The sequence below is a fragment of the Amycolatopsis coloradensis genome, from assembly GCF_037997115.1.
GTDB lineage: Bacteria > Actinomycetota > Actinomycetes > Mycobacteriales > Pseudonocardiaceae > Amycolatopsis > Amycolatopsis coloradensis_A.
In genome coordinates, this window is record NZ_CP150484.1 from 7,239,601 (window position 1) to 7,254,202 (window position 14,602).

16 protein-coding genes and 2 tRNA genes are annotated in these 14,602 nt (G+C 67.8%); 5 read left to right on the forward strand and 13 right to left on the reverse strand.

Annotation, left to right across the window (positions count from 1 at the left end; all coding sequences use genetic code 11):
* Window positions 1–28: 28 nt before the first annotated feature.
* Window positions 29–454: a GNAT family N-acetyltransferase gene (locus LCL61_RS33625; RefSeq protein ID WP_340683474.1), complete on the reverse strand. Its 426-nt coding sequence runs from the start codon at window positions 452–454 to the stop codon at window positions 29–31.
* Between the two features lie 103 nt (window positions 455–557).
* On the opposite strand from LCL61_RS33625, the gene LCL61_RS33630 reads away from it, so the two are divergent.
* Complete coding sequence (locus tag LCL61_RS33630) at window positions 558–1,241, forward strand: helix-turn-helix domain-containing protein (RefSeq protein WP_340683475.1); 684 nt, start codon at window positions 558–560, stop codon at window positions 1,239–1,241.
* On the opposite strand, the gene LCL61_RS33635 is transcribed toward LCL61_RS33630, so the two are convergent.
* On the reverse strand, window positions 1,187–2,143 hold the full coding sequence (locus LCL61_RS33635) for an alpha/beta hydrolase (RefSeq protein ID WP_340683476.1): 957 nt from the start codon (window positions 2,141–2,143) through the stop codon (window positions 1,187–1,189). The two genes, LCL61_RS33630 and LCL61_RS33635, sit on opposite strands and share 55 nt — an antisense overlap.
* A 179-nt stretch (window positions 2,144–2,322) precedes the next feature.
* On the opposite strand from LCL61_RS33635, the gene LCL61_RS33640 reads away from it, so the two are divergent.
* Window positions 2,323–3,486 carry a DUF418 domain-containing protein gene (locus LCL61_RS33640; protein ID WP_340683477.1) on the forward strand — a complete coding sequence of 388 codons (1,164 nt, stop codon included), beginning with the start codon at window positions 2,323–2,325 and terminating at the stop codon, window positions 3,484–3,486.
* A 296-nt stretch (window positions 3,487–3,782) separates the two neighbouring features.
* Here the strand turns inward: LCL61_RS33640 and LCL61_RS33645 are convergent, their stop codons facing one another.
* The 3 genes from LCL61_RS33645 to LCL61_RS33655 are packed head-to-tail and all read right to left on the reverse strand — an operon-like array spanning window position 3,783 to window position 5,388.
* Window positions 3,783–4,187, reverse strand: coding sequence for a hypothetical protein (locus LCL61_RS33645; RefSeq protein ID WP_340683478.1), 405 nt, complete (start codon window positions 4,185–4,187; stop codon window positions 3,783–3,785).
* A 58-nt stretch (window positions 4,188–4,245) separates the two neighbouring features.
* Complete coding sequence (locus LCL61_RS33650) at window positions 4,246–4,641, reverse strand: VOC family protein (RefSeq protein WP_340683479.1); 396 nt, start codon at window positions 4,639–4,641, stop codon at window positions 4,246–4,248.
* Window positions 4,642–4,695: 54 nt separating this feature from the next.
* On the reverse strand, window positions 4,696–5,388 hold the full coding sequence (locus LCL61_RS33655) for a helix-turn-helix domain-containing protein (protein WP_340683480.1): 693 nt from the start codon (window positions 5,386–5,388) through the stop codon (window positions 4,696–4,698).
* Between the two features lie 182 nt (window positions 5,389–5,570).
* Between LCL61_RS33655 and LCL61_RS33660 the strand changes: the two genes are divergently transcribed.
* A complete protein-coding gene (locus LCL61_RS33660) occupies window positions 5,571–5,708 on the forward strand; it encodes a LysR family transcriptional regulator (protein ID WP_340683481.1) in 138 nt (45 codons plus the stop codon).
* A gap of 90 nt (window positions 5,709–5,798) precedes the next feature.
* Here the strand turns inward: LCL61_RS33660 and LCL61_RS33665 are convergent, their stop codons facing one another.
* The gene (locus tag LCL61_RS33665) at window positions 5,799–6,245 is read right to left on the reverse strand and encodes a DUF1772 domain-containing protein (RefSeq protein ID WP_340683482.1); all 447 of its coding nucleotides are present in this window, start codon (window positions 6,243–6,245) and stop codon (window positions 5,799–5,801) included.
* A 161-nt stretch (window positions 6,246–6,406) separates the two neighbouring features.
* Window positions 6,407–6,871: a MarR family winged helix-turn-helix transcriptional regulator gene (locus LCL61_RS33670; RefSeq protein WP_340683483.1), complete on the reverse strand. Its 465-nt coding sequence runs from the start codon at window positions 6,869–6,871 to the stop codon at window positions 6,407–6,409.
* Between the two features lie 283 nt (window positions 6,872–7,154).
* Here LCL61_RS33670 and LCL61_RS33675 point away from each other — a divergent pair, with 283 nt between their 5' ends.
* The gene (locus LCL61_RS33675) at window positions 7,155–8,114 is read left to right on the forward strand and encodes a DUF5996 family protein (RefSeq protein WP_340683484.1); all 960 of its coding nucleotides are present in this window, start codon (window positions 7,155–7,157) and stop codon (window positions 8,112–8,114) included.
* A gap of 251 nt (window positions 8,115–8,365) precedes the next feature.
* On the opposite strand, the gene LCL61_RS33680 is transcribed toward LCL61_RS33675, so the two are convergent.
* The 3 genes from LCL61_RS33680 to LCL61_RS33690 all read right to left on the reverse strand — a co-directional run bounded on the left by LCL61_RS33680 (window position 8,366) and on the right by LCL61_RS33690 (window position 9,427).
* A tRNA-Glu gene (locus tag LCL61_RS33680) sits at window positions 8,366–8,438 on the reverse strand.
* Between the two features lie 131 nt (window positions 8,439–8,569).
* A tRNA-Gln gene (locus tag LCL61_RS33685) sits at window positions 8,570–8,641 on the reverse strand.
* A gap of 51 nt (window positions 8,642–8,692) precedes the next feature.
* Complete coding sequence (locus LCL61_RS33690; RefSeq protein ID WP_340688740.1) at window positions 8,693–9,427, reverse strand: HAD family hydrolase; 735 nt, start codon at window positions 9,425–9,427, stop codon at window positions 8,693–8,695.
* Window positions 9,428–9,959: 532 nt separating this feature from the next.
* Here LCL61_RS33690 and LCL61_RS33695 point away from each other — a divergent pair.
* Entirely contained in the window at window positions 9,960–11,195 is a 1,236-nt protein-coding gene (locus LCL61_RS33695) for an FAD-dependent oxidoreductase (protein ID WP_340683485.1), read from the forward strand.
* A gap of 76 nt (window positions 11,196–11,271) precedes the next feature.
* Here the strand turns inward: LCL61_RS33695 and LCL61_RS33700 are convergent, their stop codons facing one another.
* The 3 genes from LCL61_RS33700 to LCL61_RS33710 form a co-directional block, all read right to left on the reverse strand.
* Window positions 11,272–12,042, reverse strand: a complete 771-nt coding sequence (locus LCL61_RS33700) for a fumarylacetoacetate hydrolase family protein (RefSeq protein WP_192742985.1) — start codon at window positions 12,040–12,042, stop codon at window positions 11,272–11,274.
* 19 nt (window positions 12,043–12,061) lie between these two features.
* The gene (gene cimA, locus LCL61_RS33705) at window positions 12,062–13,687 is read right to left on the reverse strand and encodes a citramalate synthase (protein WP_340683486.1); all 1,626 of its coding nucleotides are present in this window, start codon (window positions 13,685–13,687) and stop codon (window positions 12,062–12,064) included.
* 464 nt (window positions 13,688–14,151) lie between these two features.
* Window positions 14,152–14,602 (reverse strand): D-alanyl-D-alanine carboxypeptidase (locus LCL61_RS33710; RefSeq protein ID WP_340683487.1); only part of this gene is annotated, 451 nt, incomplete at its 5' end.

Here is a 14,602-nt window from a genome sequence, read left to right on the forward strand (position 1 = left end):
CCCGGTCAATTCCCGGCGCGGAATTTTGTCAGGAGTTCCCCTCGATCGTGCGCCGCATACCAACGGTCCCGGGAGCGGTCTCGACGAAACCATGCCGCCGGTAAAGCCGCCACCCCGGTGGGTCACCGAGAAGATTGACGTACGCGCCCGGAGCCGCGGCGTCGATCTCGGCGAGGAGGGCGTCGAGGACGGCGTCCCCGATACCGCGCCGCTGATGGGCGGGGAGGACGGCCATGTCGACGATGTGGAAGTACCACCCGCCGTCGCTGATCACCCGGCCCATCCCGACGGTCTCATCGGTGGCCCGGTGGATCACCTTGACCGAGGCCCAAGCGCCGTCGACCCCACGCTCGGCCTGCTCCCTCGCCGGTTCGGTGAGGCCCGCCTCGCGGCGCAGCCGCAGGTAGTCGTCGACCGACGGCGAGCCCGCTTCCAGGCGGTAGGAGTCGTCCATGACCGTTTGCCCCTTTCCCGGGAACCAGCGCGCCGACGGCGTTGCACCCGGCGCGTGCGATCGTAAACTGTGCCACTGACGGCGACAGGAAGAAGTACCGGTGATGACAGGCCGACGGCGCTGGTCCAGCGACGACATCCTCGACGCGGCAGGAAGACTCCTGGAGGGCGGCGACGCGGAGGCGTTCAGCGTGCGCAAGCTCGCCGCGGTGCTCGGCACCGATTCCTCGAGTCTGTACCGGCATTTCCGGAACAAGACCGAACTCCTGCGCGCCGTCGCCGACCGCGCCCTCCTCACGGCCATGGAGGGCTACGAACCCGAAGGCGACTGGAAACAGTGCGTCACCGACATCGCGTTCCGGCTCCGTGAGGTCTTCGCCCGGCAGCCCCAGATCGCCACCGTCTGGGGGCGCTACGCCTCGGGCGGCGGCGGATCGCGTGCCGTCATGGAAGCGCTGCTCCAGGCTTTGCGCTCATCAGGTCTGCCCGATGAGCGGGTCCCCGCCCACTATCACCGGATCGCGGTCCTCGTGACCGCGCTGAACGCCGCGGACGGCGGTATCGGCACCCTCGCCGCGGAAGAGCTCGAGCACGGCATGGAATCATTCCGGGTCGCCGTCCTCGGGGCAGACCCGGAACGCTTCCCCGCGGTGGCCCATTTCGCCCGTGAAATTCTCCCGCTCGGCGCCGACCGCCGGAACGCCTACGCGGACATCCTCGCCGCGCACCTCGATCAGATCGAGGTCGAAGCGAGCGCCTCGCGCAGGAACTCGGAGATCTCCGCCTGAGCGGCCGCGGCCTGCGGCTCCACCCCGGGCAACGTGAGGAATCCGTGCCTCGCTCCCGGATATTCGGAAAGCCGCACCTCGGTCCCGGCTTCGCGCAGCCGTTCCGCGTAGCGGCGACCGTGGTCCGCGAGGGCGTCGCGGGTGGGCACCACCACGAGCGCGGGCGCGAGTCCGCTCAGGTCGTCGGCACGGATGGGCGACCACGCGCGGGCGTCGACCCCCGTCGGGACCGAAAGCCGTTGGACGAGCTGGAGTTGGGGCAGTGCCCGGGTCGGGCTGTAGGCGTACTCGGCGATCGAGGGATAGTCGTACATCGACTCGGTCACGTCGACCGCCGGATTGACCAGTACCTGCGCCTTGAGCCACGGCCCGCCCTCCCTGGACCGGATGGCGGTCAGCGCGCTGATCAACCCACCGAAGCTCTCGCCGACCACGGCCACCCGTTCCGGGTCGACACCCCATTCGGCGGCGTGACGCACCACGTGCACCAGCGTGTCCCAGCCGTCGTCGGCCGCGAACGGGAGCGGAACACCCGGCGAGACAAGGCGATGCTCGACCGAAACCACCACCGCGGGCAGCCGCGCGGCGAAATGACTGTTGGGCCAGTCGCATTGCACCGCGGTACCGACGAAGCAGCCTCCGTGGACGTGGACCACGAGCGGCAGGGCGACGTCGCCGCCGACGGCCGGGCGGTACACCCGGACCGGCAGGTCGCGGCCGGGCAACGCGATCTCCCGCCAGTCGATCAGGGCGCCGTCGTCCGGCTCCCCGAGGAACGCCCGGGCCGCTTTGGACGCCCTGGCCCGGTTTTCCGCTTCACGGTAGGCCATCAGCTCCTCGGTCGTGATCGTCGAGAAATCCGGCTCCCGCGGTCGTAGCTCGGCGGCGATCTCGTCGGTCATCTCTTCCGCTCCCCTCCCGGCTCCACACCGGGCTCGTCTTGGTCAGGACCCCTTCGCCATTATGCACGCAGTGCGTGCAACGGCAAGCGCATCACCGATCGGGCGTGCTACGAAGTGACGGGGCGGAGTCGTCCTAACGACGGACGAAGCCGGAAGCGTGCGGTGACAGGCTCGACACCATGAGTCACCAGACGTCGGCAGTCGCTGCCGCGCGGCATTCCCGCGGCGGGCGGATCTCCTCTCTGGACCTGCTCCGAGGGGTGGCGATACTCGGCACGTTCGGCACGAACGTGTTCCTGTTCGCCCATCCCGGCGGGCCCGCGGGTTTCTTCCAAGACTTCGTCGGCACGGCGACGACCTTCGCCGAGCGGGCCGAAGTCGGCTTACGCGTGCTGACCAACGGCAAGTTCCTCGCGCTGCTGACGATCCTGTTCGGCGTGGGCCTGGAATTGCAGTACCAGTCCGCCCGGCGGCGCGCTGCCCCCTGGCCGGGCAGGTATCCGCTCCGGGCGGGAATTCTCTTCCTGGAAGGGGTCGCGCACTTCCTGCTCGTGTTCGAAGGCGACGTGCTCATGGCCTACGGGCTCACTTCGCTGCTCGTCGCGTACCTCGTCGGCCGGAACGATCGGGTCGTGCGGAACGTCGTCGTCGTGGTGGGCGGCACGTACGTGGCGCTTTTGCTCGCCGCGACGGCGTTGCTCGTCGCCACACCGGAGGTCTCCGGAGAGCCTGCCCCGGTCGCCCCCTCCGCGACCGCGAGCTGGCCCGCACAGGTCGCCGTCCGGCTGAACGATTTCTTCTTGCTGCGGGCTGAGATCGTGCTGATCGTGCCCTCCGCCGTCGTCTTGTTCCTGCTGGGTTCCCGCCTCCGCAGGGCAGGCGTTTTCGATGACACGGACAAGGGAGCACGGCTCCGCTCGCGCCTGCTCGTACTCGGCTTCGCCGTCGGCCTGCCGCTGAACGTGCTGACCGGGTTCGGCGGCCCGGACTGGCTGCTCGTCGACCGGTACCTGTTGCCCCCGCTCGTCGCCGTGGGTCTGCTCGCCCTGGTCACGCACCTCACCCTCCGGATGCGCGAGCGGCCCGGAGCGGTCCGAAGTGGACTGATCGCGGTCGGCCGCACCGCGCTCTCCTGTTACGTACTCCAGAACCTGCTGGCCGGCGCCCTGTGCTACGGCTGGGGTCTCGGCCTCGCCGAGCGTTTCGCGGATGTCCGTCCATGGTGGATCGTCGGCCTCTGGGCCTTCGTCGGGCTGACGAACATCGGCTTCGCCGTCCTGTGGCTCCGGCGCTTCGACCGCGGTCCATTGGAACTGCTCATGCATCGCCTCTACGCGCGATGACGGCTCAGCGTGCGACGGCCGTGTAGTCCTTCAGTACCGAAGCGGAACGTGCCCGGTTCCGCCCCCTTGGTGGCCGTCGATGCCCTCCACCGAGGGCCTCCCGGACGGTGAACTGGTCATCGGAAGGCATCGACGGCGCGGTGAAGGAGAACCGGGACCTGCCGTCGCAAGGTGCGATCGCCGTCGTCGAGGAGCCCGGTCCCCCGAGAACCAGGCCGAGACAGGCAGCCTGGCCTGGCGGCCGATCGCCACGACCGCGCTCAGCAGCGTTGGCGGAATGGCCGCGTCAGCGGATGTCATCGACCAGCCCGCGGACTCGGCAGAGGGCGCACGAAACCCGCGATCCGCGGTGTGACGACAGCGGTGCCGTCGTCGATCATGCCGCGCATCCCCGCCAGCACTCGTTCGTCCGGTGAGCCGTGCACCTGGAAGTCCACCACCGTGCAGTGCGCCGACACGGCGTTGATGTGGTTCTCGGAGATCCGCCAATGTTCGAGGACCGCGTCCGAATCGGCGTACATCTGGTAGCTGTAGGCCAGCATGCGATCGGCGTCCACGAACGTCTGCACCATGACCTGCGGCGCGTTGCGCTCGACGAAGTCGATGGCTTCCCGGACGGCGGCGGTGAACTCCTCCAGGTGGCCGTCGGTGATCCGCATGGTGTTCCGGAACAGGAGCATTTCGTCTGCTTCGAGGGTCATGGCCTCATGGTCGGACCTCGACCGAACTCGAGGTCAACGCGGAGACCCGTGCGGTCCGTCACAGGGCGCTCGGGTCGTAGGCCAGCAGCTCCCAGCAGTGGCCGTCCGGGTCGTCGACGGCCCGGTTGTACAGCCAGCCCATGTCCTGGGCCTCGCGTGGCTCGGTGGCCCCCGCGGCCAGCGCCGCGTCGGCCAGCCGGTCCACTTCTTCGCGCGATCCGGCGGCCAGTGCATTGATCACCTCGATCGGTCCGTCCGATGTGGACCGCTTCGTGAACGTCGCGAACGTCTCGCGGGTCATCAGCTGCACCAGGATCGTGTCGGCGAACGCCACCTGGACGGAGGTGTCACCACTGAAATCGGGATTGACCGTTCCCCCCATCGCCAGGTAGACCTTCGTGCTCGCCTCCAGGTCGGTGACCGGCAGGTTGACGTAGATTTGCGCGATGGCCATGACATGCCCTCCAGGACGTTTCGGGTGCCGGGTGGTCCCGGCGTCACCACGAATCTAGGGGCGGACCGCGACGTCGGTCTTGTACAGAAGCGACAGCATCTCGTCGCCGTCGGCCCGCCGCAGCCGGGAGGCAGTGCAGCCGGTGAAGCGGGTCAGTGAGCGCGCCAGGTGCGGCTGGTCGTGATACCCGGCCCGCTGCACGACCTCGACCGCGGCCATCCCCTGCCCCAGCAGCATCACGGCCTGCCTCGCTCGTTCGATCTGCCGGATCGCGCCCTGGGTAAGCCCGGTGGCCGCGGCCACCCGCCGCTGCACCGACCTCGGTGTGACCAGCGTGGCCGTGTCGCCGCGAAGCACATCGGTGACCAGCGGATCACGCATCAGCACCCCGGCGCGGACCAGCCGATCCACGAAGACGTCGGCGTTGTCGTAAGTCGGTGTTTCCCACTCTTCGCCCTGCAGGACGAACGAGCGAGCCGTGGTGTGCGGACTCGTCACGGCGGTGTCGACCAGGCCCGGCACCGGCATCGGCGCCAGGAACGCACCGTGCCGGAAGATGATCCCGACCGTTTCACCTTCGCCGGGGCCCAGGTCCAGGACCGTGGGCCTCGTCTCCGGGCCACGCACCGCCACATGCGTCTCGCCCCGGTCACGCCACACCACGAGCTCCCAGTTCGAGTTCGCGATGGACCGCATCCGCGCGGGCATCGTCACGGCCTCCGTACCGGCCCGGTAAACCCGCTCCACATACGGAGAATCGGACGGGCGCTGCTCGACGCCACCGGCCGGATCAAAGACTCACGGTCAAGAAGCTAGCAAACCCGACGACATACGGGCGGAGGTCAGGCCACCGGCTTCTTCCGCTGGAGCGGCAGGAGAAGCGCGGTCACCAGGCCGATCGCGGCGAAGACCCACGCAGGCGAGGAAGGTTGCGTTGTCGAGACATCCAGGCGTCCGAGCGGCGGATCGGAGCCCGCCTGTTCGACCGCGCCAGCCGCAAGGTCACGCTGACCGAGTTCCCGGTGTCCGAGCCGGATCTGTTTTCCAGGGCGACGATCACCGCGTAGTCGACGATGTCCGAACTGCTGGTCCACGCGAGCATGACCAGGTTTCGCCGGCCGGCAGGCTCGGCGAGCTCCAGCTTGAGGTCCGCGAGCTCAACTGAGTGCCGCCACCAGCAGGGCGAAGGCGGCGATGATGACAGCGACACGGGCGTAGTGGAAACGGTCCCAGCGGTTCATCTGTTCCTTCCAGTCGGCTGGCCGGTTCTCGGTGGTCCACGTCTTGCTGCGGTTGTTGATCGGGACGAGCAGCAGGAGTGACATCACCACACTGACGATCAGCAGCGCACCGGCGGTGACGACGAGTCCGGCGGCGGGGTCCTGCCATGCGGCGATGGCCCAAACCGCGACGAGGACGAGCGAACCGATGTACCAGACCGGCATGACGGCGCCGAGCATCCGGCCACCGTGTGCACGGCCGCGCACCATGCTGTCCTCGGGAAGAGCGTTGAGGATCGAGTTGACGACGAAGGCGACGGAGAACTCCACCCCCACCATCACGCCGACGACCACGGTCGTGACGATCTCAAGTGCGTTGAGCATGACTACCCTCCAGAAATCTAGCATTGCTAGCGTGCCCTGCGACGCTAGCACTAGCGTCGCTAGATTGTCTAGCAATGCTAGATCCGAGCACTGACCCTAGGCTTTCCCGGCACTTTCCCGGAGCGGCACCTTTCCGCGCGCGGCCACGCTCAGGCGCGGCGTCACCCGTCGCCGTCGGGAAGCCGGTCCATGACCCGTTCGAGCGCGGGTCCGATGACATCGAGCTCGGCGTCGGTGAGCGCACCGATGAAGTACTGCCGGACGGCGGCGACGTGTGCGGGAGCGGCGGCGACGATGGCCGCCCGGCCCGCATCGGTGAGCCGCACCATCGACCCGCGCGCGTCCTCGCCGCACTCCTCACGCGCGACGAGGCCGCGCTTCTCCATCCGGATGACCTGATGGGAGATCCGGCTGCGCTCCCAGCCGACCATCCGGCCGAGGTCACGCGCCCGCAGTACTCCGCCCGAAGCCTCCGACAGCGGCACCAAGAGCGTGTATTCCGCGGCGGACAGCCCCGCGTCCTGGACCAACTGACGCTCCAGCGCCGCGGTCAGCCGCGGCAGCACACCGATGATCCCGCGCCACGCACGCGCCTCCCGCTCGTCGAGCCAGCGCGCTTCACCCATGGGCAGTCAGGGGCGCCGGTACCGCTGCACGGCCCGATTCCCCCTCCTCCTTTCAATCCCTACGTGCGGCTTTCCCGCGGCGCGGAGCCTACCAGCAATGTTGACGCGTCATCAAAAATCGGGTAGTTGTAGACGCGTCAACAAAAAGACCGGCACGCCACGCCGCTGTCGTGCCGGCCGGCGCGGTGGCACGTGGCCCACGCGATAAGGGAGATGTGCCGAAGCCCCTCCCGCCGAACATGACCACCACCTCCTCCCCGCGCCGCCAAGGATGTGAGAACCGATGACCAGCCCCGCGACAACGAGTTGGCCGAGCCTGCGGGTCTCGGACTGGACCCCCACTCGCGAGACCCTGCACATGTGGACCCAGATCGTGGGCAAGATCCGCATGGCCCACGCTCCCCTGATCAACCACTGGTGGCAGGTGACGCTGTACGTCAGCCCTCGCGGGTTGACGACGTCCGCGATCCCGCACCGGTCGGGGGCCTTCGAGATCGAGTTCGACTTCGTCGGCCACCAGCTCGCGATCCGCAGCAGCGACGGCGGTGCGCGAAGCCTCCCGCTCCGGCCGATGCCGGTCGCCGAGTTCTACACCCGGATCCTGGACATGCTCGGCCGTCTCGGGATCGAGGCACCGATCCGGCCGTACCCCAATGAGGTCGAGCCGGCGATCCCCTTTGCCGAGGACCACACCCACGCCTCCTACGACGGCGAGGCGGCCGCCCTGTTCTGGCGGCAGCTGCTGCAGGCGAACCGGGTGATTGGCGAGTTCCGGTCACACTTCGTCGGCAAGGTCAGCCCTGTGCATTTCTTCTGGGGAGCAATGGATCTCGCCTGCACCCGTTTCTCCGGGCGGACGGCGCCGCCGCACCCCGGCGGAGCACCGAACTGCGGGGATTGGGTCATGGTCGAGGGCTACTCCCGGGAACTCTCCAGCTGCGGGTTCTGGCCCGGCGGAGGCGCGGAAGGCGCCTTCTATTCCTACGCCTACCCCGAACCCGAGGGGTTCGCCGACCAGCCGGTCGGCACCGAAGGCGCGTACTTCAGCACCGAGTTCCAGCAATTCCTCCTGCCCTACGAGGCCGCCCGCGCCGCACCCGACCCAGACCGCGCCGTCGCCGAATTCCTCCACGCCACCTACGAAGCCGCCGCGAACCGCGGGCAGTGGGACCGCTCCGCACTGGAAGACGACCCCTTCCGGTGGCACGGAACCCCTGCGCCTCAAGGAAACGGCGACGCCTAAGCCGAACACGTCGTGGGCAGCCGCGCGCTGCGAGTTTCTCCAGCGCGTCCATTCCGGAAGCCGAACTGGCCACTGTGGACAACACTGCCGCTCAAGCACGCGACGGAGACCGAGAACGTCTTCAGCGGCAAGCCCTGCTTCACCGTGCAGTGACCGCGATTACGGAAGCAGGAGAAAGGGATCACCGACGCGATGTCGGCTGCCGAAACAGCGAAAGGCGCCGATTGTTTCGATCGGCGCCTTTCGCGAAGTACCCCCGATGGGATTCGAACCCACGCTACCGGCGTGAGAGGCCGGCGTCCTAGGCCGCTAGACGACGGGGGCTAGGAACTTTCTCCTTCAGAAGGAGATTTTCAGTTGTTCACCTGCTGTGTTGCTGTGGAGAAACTTACCAGACCGGGTTTCCCTCCTCTGCAGGGGGGTCACTCTGTGTTTCACTCCGGAGAGTTCTCCAGCTGGGGTACCAGGACTCGAACCTAGACTAACTGGACCAGAACCAGTCGTGCTGCCAATTACACCATACCCCAGTGAGGTACCGTTCCGATCTTGACCGGCTCGGTGCCGCACGAGAAAGAATACTAGAGCACGCCGTTCCGCACCGTGAAAGCGGGGGTCTCCGTAGCGCGCTGAGCGGGGACGCCGAGCTTCGCGAACTCGGAAACGAGCAGCTCAGGCAGCTCGTCGAGGCCGGAGATGGTGTGCACACCCGCCGGGGCGCGCTCGGCGATGCCGTCCCGGTCGAGCCAGACGGCACCCAGGCCGGCGTCGCGTGCGCCGATGGCGTCGGTGTCGAGCTTGTCGCCGACGTGGACCGCCTGGGCGGGGTCGCAGCCGAGGCCGAGGCAGACCGAGTGGAACATCGCCGGGTCCGGTTTGGCTACTCCGAGTTCACCGGCGATGGCCACGTGGTCGAAGAACCGGGCGAGTCCGAGGTCGGCGATCTTCTTGCGCTGATGCGCGCCGGAGGCGTTCGTGACGGCCGCGACAAGGACACCCGCGGCTCTCAGCCATTCCAGGCACGGGAGGACATCTTCGAACAATTGCCACGAACGCGTGAGAATTTCACGACGCCGTCTTTCGAAGCCCTTGACCTGCTCTTCGTCGGCCAGAATGCCGATCTCGGCCAGGAAACATTCAGTACGCTTGTGATGCATGATCGCGTAATCGATTTCGCCCGCCACCACCAGCGCGACATGCTCTTCGGTGATGAGATCCCACAGCGGCCAAAGGTCGTTCTGACCGGTGAGCGCGCTCAGGCTGAGCCGGATCGCCGCCGTGCAGTCGATCAGCGTGTCATCGATGTCGAGACACACCAACCGCAACTCCGGCGGCTCCCACGGCGCCCCATCCGGAGCGTCCGGCGTGGTTCGTGACGGGGTCCGGGGCACGAGAGCGAAATCCACCAAGTGAGGCTAGGGCACTCAGCGCGATCGCGACTCTGCCGATGAGGTGATTAAGGCTGGCCTGTTCCGGCGCGGGCACTCTACTCCCAGTTGGTGAGATGACGTGTTTTAGTTACCGGACAACGGCTAAGGCGGGCGGCCGGGTGAAATACGGACTCCTCGATTCGCGACGCACACACCCTGTGACGACAACGGAATCCTTAATCGGCTTCAAGTCACGGACCGTCCACAAGCGCATTTCCGCGATCGTCGTCCTTCCGGAACGTTCCCGCCACACCTCGCGTCCTTTTTGGACAGTCGCCCCGGACACCCGGACCGGTGAGACCCGCGTCATAGCCCGAACGGCGCATCCGCCCGGATGGCGCTTGACGCGCCGGTCGAGCAGGTGCATGCTGAGCTTATTCAACAAGTGATGAATAAGGGTTTCGAAGGGGTGGGACGGATGAGCGAACGCACGAACTGCGTGGTCGTCGGCGGTGGCCCCGCGGGCATGGTCGCCGGATTGCTGCTGGCCAGGGCCGGGGTCGAGGTCACGGTGCTGGAGAAGCACGAGGACTTCCTGAGGGACTTCCGCGGCGACACCGTGCACCCGTCGACATTGACGTTGCTCGACGAGCTGGGCCTCGGGGAGAAATTCCTCAGCCTGCCGCACAGCGAGATCTCCTACGCCGGCTTCCCGGCCGAGGACGGCACGATGATGCGCCTCGCCGACCTGACCCGGCTGAAGGTGGCGCACCCGTACATCGCGATGGTCCCGCAGTGGGATTTCCTGGACCTTCTCGCCGACGCCGGCGCGAAGGAGCCCACGTTCACGCTGCGGCAGAGCACGGAGATGACCGGGCTGATCTTCGAGCACGGCCGGGTGAGCGGGGTCCGCTACCGCGACGCCGATGGGAAGACCGGCGAATTACGCGCCGACCTGGTGATCGCCGCCGACGGGCGCTGGTCGCTGGCCCGCCGTGAGGCCGGGCTGATGACGAAGGACTACGCCATCCCGTTCGACGCGTGGTGGTTCCGGATCTCGCGGCGGGAAGGCGAACACGAGGGCATGCTGACCCCGAAGATGCGGGATCGCCGCTTCGCCGTGCCGCTGCCGCGCAAGGGCTACTTCCAGATCGCCTATCTCAGCCCCAAGGGCCAGGATCTCCGCGAAAACGGCATCGAGGCGTTCCGGGAGAACGTGGCCGCGATCCTTCCCGACCTGGCCGACCGGGTCGACGAGCTGAAGACGACCGACGACGTCAAGTTCCTCGACGTCAAGATGAACCTGCTGCGGAAGTGGCATGTCGACGGGCTGCTGTGCATCGGTGACGCGGCGCACGCGATGTCGCCGGTCGGCGGGGTCGGCATCAACCTCGCGGTGCAGGACGCGGTCGCGGCCGCCACCCTGCTCGCCGAGCCGCTGCGCCGGGGCAGGCCGTCGGTGGCGGACCTGGCGAAGGTCCGCAAGCGCCGTCTCGCACCGACGATGCTGGTGCAGGGGCTGCAGCGGATGCTGCACAAGAACGTCATGAAGCCGGTCATGGAGGGCAGGCGCAACGGTCCGCCCGAGGTGATGGTGAAGCTGTTCGGCCGGTTCCCCGTGCTGTCCTACGTCCCGGCCCGGTTGCTGGGCCTGGGGCTGCGGCCCGAGCACGCGCCTGCCTTCGCGCGGCGGGCGATGGAACCGGCCGGTTAGCGTCCGGATGTGATGAAAGACTCCTTCATCGCGAAATTTGCGATGAAGGAATCTTTCATCGCATGGGGGTCTGAGGCTAGACGTCCTGCACCGGGTTGGTCAGTGTGCCGATGCCTTCGATCGTGATCGAGACCGACTGGCCGTCCTCGATCGGGCCGACGCCCTCGGGCGTTCCGGTCAGGATGACGTCGCCGGGCAGCAGGGTCATCACGCCGGACACGAACTCGACCAGCTCGGGGATCTTGTGCACCAGGTCCGAGGTCCGGCCGTCCTGCTTGAGAACACCGTCCACCTCGGACTTGAGCGCGAGGTCGGCCGCGTCGAGCGAGGTCTCGATCCACGGGCCCAGCGGGCAGAAGGTGTCGAACCCCTTCGCCCTGCCCCATTGGCCGTCGGACTTCTGCAGGTCACGCGCGCTGACGTCGTTCGCCACGGTGTAGCCGAGGATCGCGCTCGCCGCGCGGGCGGCGGGCACGTTCTTGACCGGCTGGCCGATGACGATCGCCAGTTCACCCTCGAAGTCGACGCGGCCGACACCGCGCGGACGGCGGATGGGCACGTTCGGGCCGATCACCGTGGTCGACGGCTTGATGAACAGCATCGGGTCCTGCGGGACCTCGTTGCCGAACTCGGCCGCGTGCTTGGCGTAGTTCCGGCCGACCGCGATCACCTTCGACGGCAGGATCGGCGCGAGCAGCCGGACGTCGGCGAGCGGCCAGCGTTTGCCGGTGAAGTTGGGGTTGCCGAAGGGGTGCTCGGCGATTTCCAGTACCTGGGCGTCGTCGCCGTCCCCTTCGATCGAAGCGAACGCGACACCACCGGGATGAGCAATTCGGGCTAGACGCACTCCCCCACTGTACGACTCCTCACGCCGGGCCCTCCCTGAGGGACTTGTGCACGAGCGCGTCGCACAACGCCAGCCAGCTCGCTTCGACGATGTTGCCGTGCACGCCGACGGTGGTCCATTCCCGCTCGCCGTCGCTGGTCTCGACGAGCACGCGCGTGACGGCGTCGGTGCCCGGGTGCCCGGGCAGGATCCGCACCTTGTAGTCGGCCAGCTCCACACTGTCCAACCAGGACAGATGCGGGCTGAGCGCCTCGCGCAGGGCGGCGTCGAGCGCGTGCACGGGGCCGTTGCCCTCGGCGGTGGCGATCACGCGCTGCCCGGCGACGTGGACCTTCACCGTCGCCTCGGACACGACCTCGCCGTCGGACCGGTGGTCCAGCACGACCCGGTACGACTCGAGTTCGAACGGCGGTTCGTCGAGGACATCACTCTGCGGGCCGTCGACCTCCCGCCGCAGCAGCAGTTCCAGTGAAGCGTCCGCGGCCTCGAAGGACCAGCCTTCGGACTCGAGGCGCTTCACCTTCCGGACGGCGCTCGTCAGCGCCTCGGGCTGGCCGGCAAGGTCGACCCCGAGCTCACGTCCCTTGAGCTCCAGGCTGGCCCTGCCGGCCATCTCGGTGACCAGTACCCGCATGTCATTGCCGACCGAAGCTGGATCGATGTGGTTGTACAGCAACGGATCCACCTTGATCGCGCTCGCGTGCAGTCCCGCCTTGTGGGCGAAGGCCGACGCCCCTACGTAAGCCTGGTGGGTGTAGGGGGCGATGTTCGCGATTTCGGCAAGGGCATGGGAGACCCGGGTGAGCTCGGCGGCGCCTCCGGTCGGGAGGACCTCCATGCCGAGCTTGGTCACCAGATTTCCCGTCACGGCGAACAGATCGGCGTTACCCGCCCGTTCGCCGTAACCATTGGCGGTGCACTGGACGTGCGTCACGCCGGCCTGCACGGCGGCGACGGAATTCGCCACCGCGCAGGAAGTGTCGTCCTGACAATGGATTCCGAGCCGGAATCCGGTCCTTTCCTTGACCTCGCGGACGGTTTCCGCGAGGCCGAGCGGCAGCTGTCCGCCGTTGGTGTCGCACAGCACGGCGACGTCGGCGCCCGCGTTCACTCCCGCGTCGAGCACCTTCAGTGCGGTGTCCGGGGAGAACGCGTAGCCGTCGAAAAAGTGTTCCGCGTCAAGGAAGACGCGACGTCCTTCGCCGACGAGGAACGCGACGGTGTCCCGCACCATCTCGCACGCTTCGTCGACATCGACCCGCAGCGCGCGTTCGATGTGCCGCAGATCCGATTTGGCCACCAGGGTGACCACCGGCGCCTGGGAATCGAGCAGCGCCCGCACCTGCTGGTCCTGCTCGGCCTTGGCGCCCGCCTTCCGCGTCGCGCCGAACGCGACGAGCGCGGCGTGGCGCAGTTTCAGTTCGCCCGAAGCGGCTCGGGCGAAGAATTCCGTGTCCTTGGGCAGCGCCCCCGGCCATCCGCCTTCGATGAACCCGACCCCGAGATCGTCGAGCAGCCTCGCCACCGCCAGCTTGTCCGTGACGGAGTAGGAGATCCCCTCGCGCTGCGCACCGTCGCGCAAGGTCGTGTCGTACAGGTGGAAGGCGTCGCCGAGTGGCGTATCGGCGGGCTCCTTGCGGGTCACGGGGACTCCTCATGGTGGTGGCAAAACGTGTTCAGGCAACAAAAAAACCTCCCGCATGGGTGCGAGAGGTTGCGCGCCGGGGGCTCTTGTGGAGCTGTTATCCGGCGCGCTCGGCGATAATGATGATGCAGGAGGTCACGGACGCATCATCGCACACGTCCCGGCGGGCGTCCACACGCCGGGCGGAACTTCCCACTTGCTGGGATGGAGCCGGCACGCAGGTCACACGCCCGGTCAGCGCGAAGGCGTGCCTCGCGTGCCTGGAAGCCACCGGGGTCGTGAGTGGCGATTCGGGTTAGAACCCGAAACGCCACTCACGACCAACCCGACCCGCGACCAGGGCCGAAGGTGCCCCTTCGTCGCATCAGACGCAGCGAAGGGAGCCTTCACTCCACTTGTCAACTTCGCCCAAGATCAACTTAAGCTACGTGACATTGGGTGGAACGGTCCCGCGCGGATCACGGTCACCGGGTGACACCTTCCCGCCAGCCCGGGTGCGGCAGCCGCGCGGGCGGAGCCTCGCCGGGCCGGTACTCGAAATGCCACCACTCGTTGTCGTAGATCCGGTAGAGCGCGAAGCGGGCGCCGTGGTCCTCCAGCCACTGCGCGCCTTCGCGCGGCCGGACGTCCAGCGCGGTACCGCTGACGTGCGCGGAATCCTGCGGCGGCAGGACACGCTTGCCGCCGCGTGCGGTCTCGGCGAGGTACAGCCGATGCTGTTCGGCGGCGTCCCGATGCCCCGAGGTGACGCCGAGGAGCGTGCGGTGCCGCCAGAACGCCTCGGTCCTGGCGGTGGTGAACGCGGCGAGCGTTCCGGCGGTCAGCCCGGCGAGGTTTTCGGCGGGGAACCGCAGCGACAGCGCCCAACCGCAGGCGAGCCGCCGTGCCTGGCCGGGGGACCGCAGCCATGCCGGG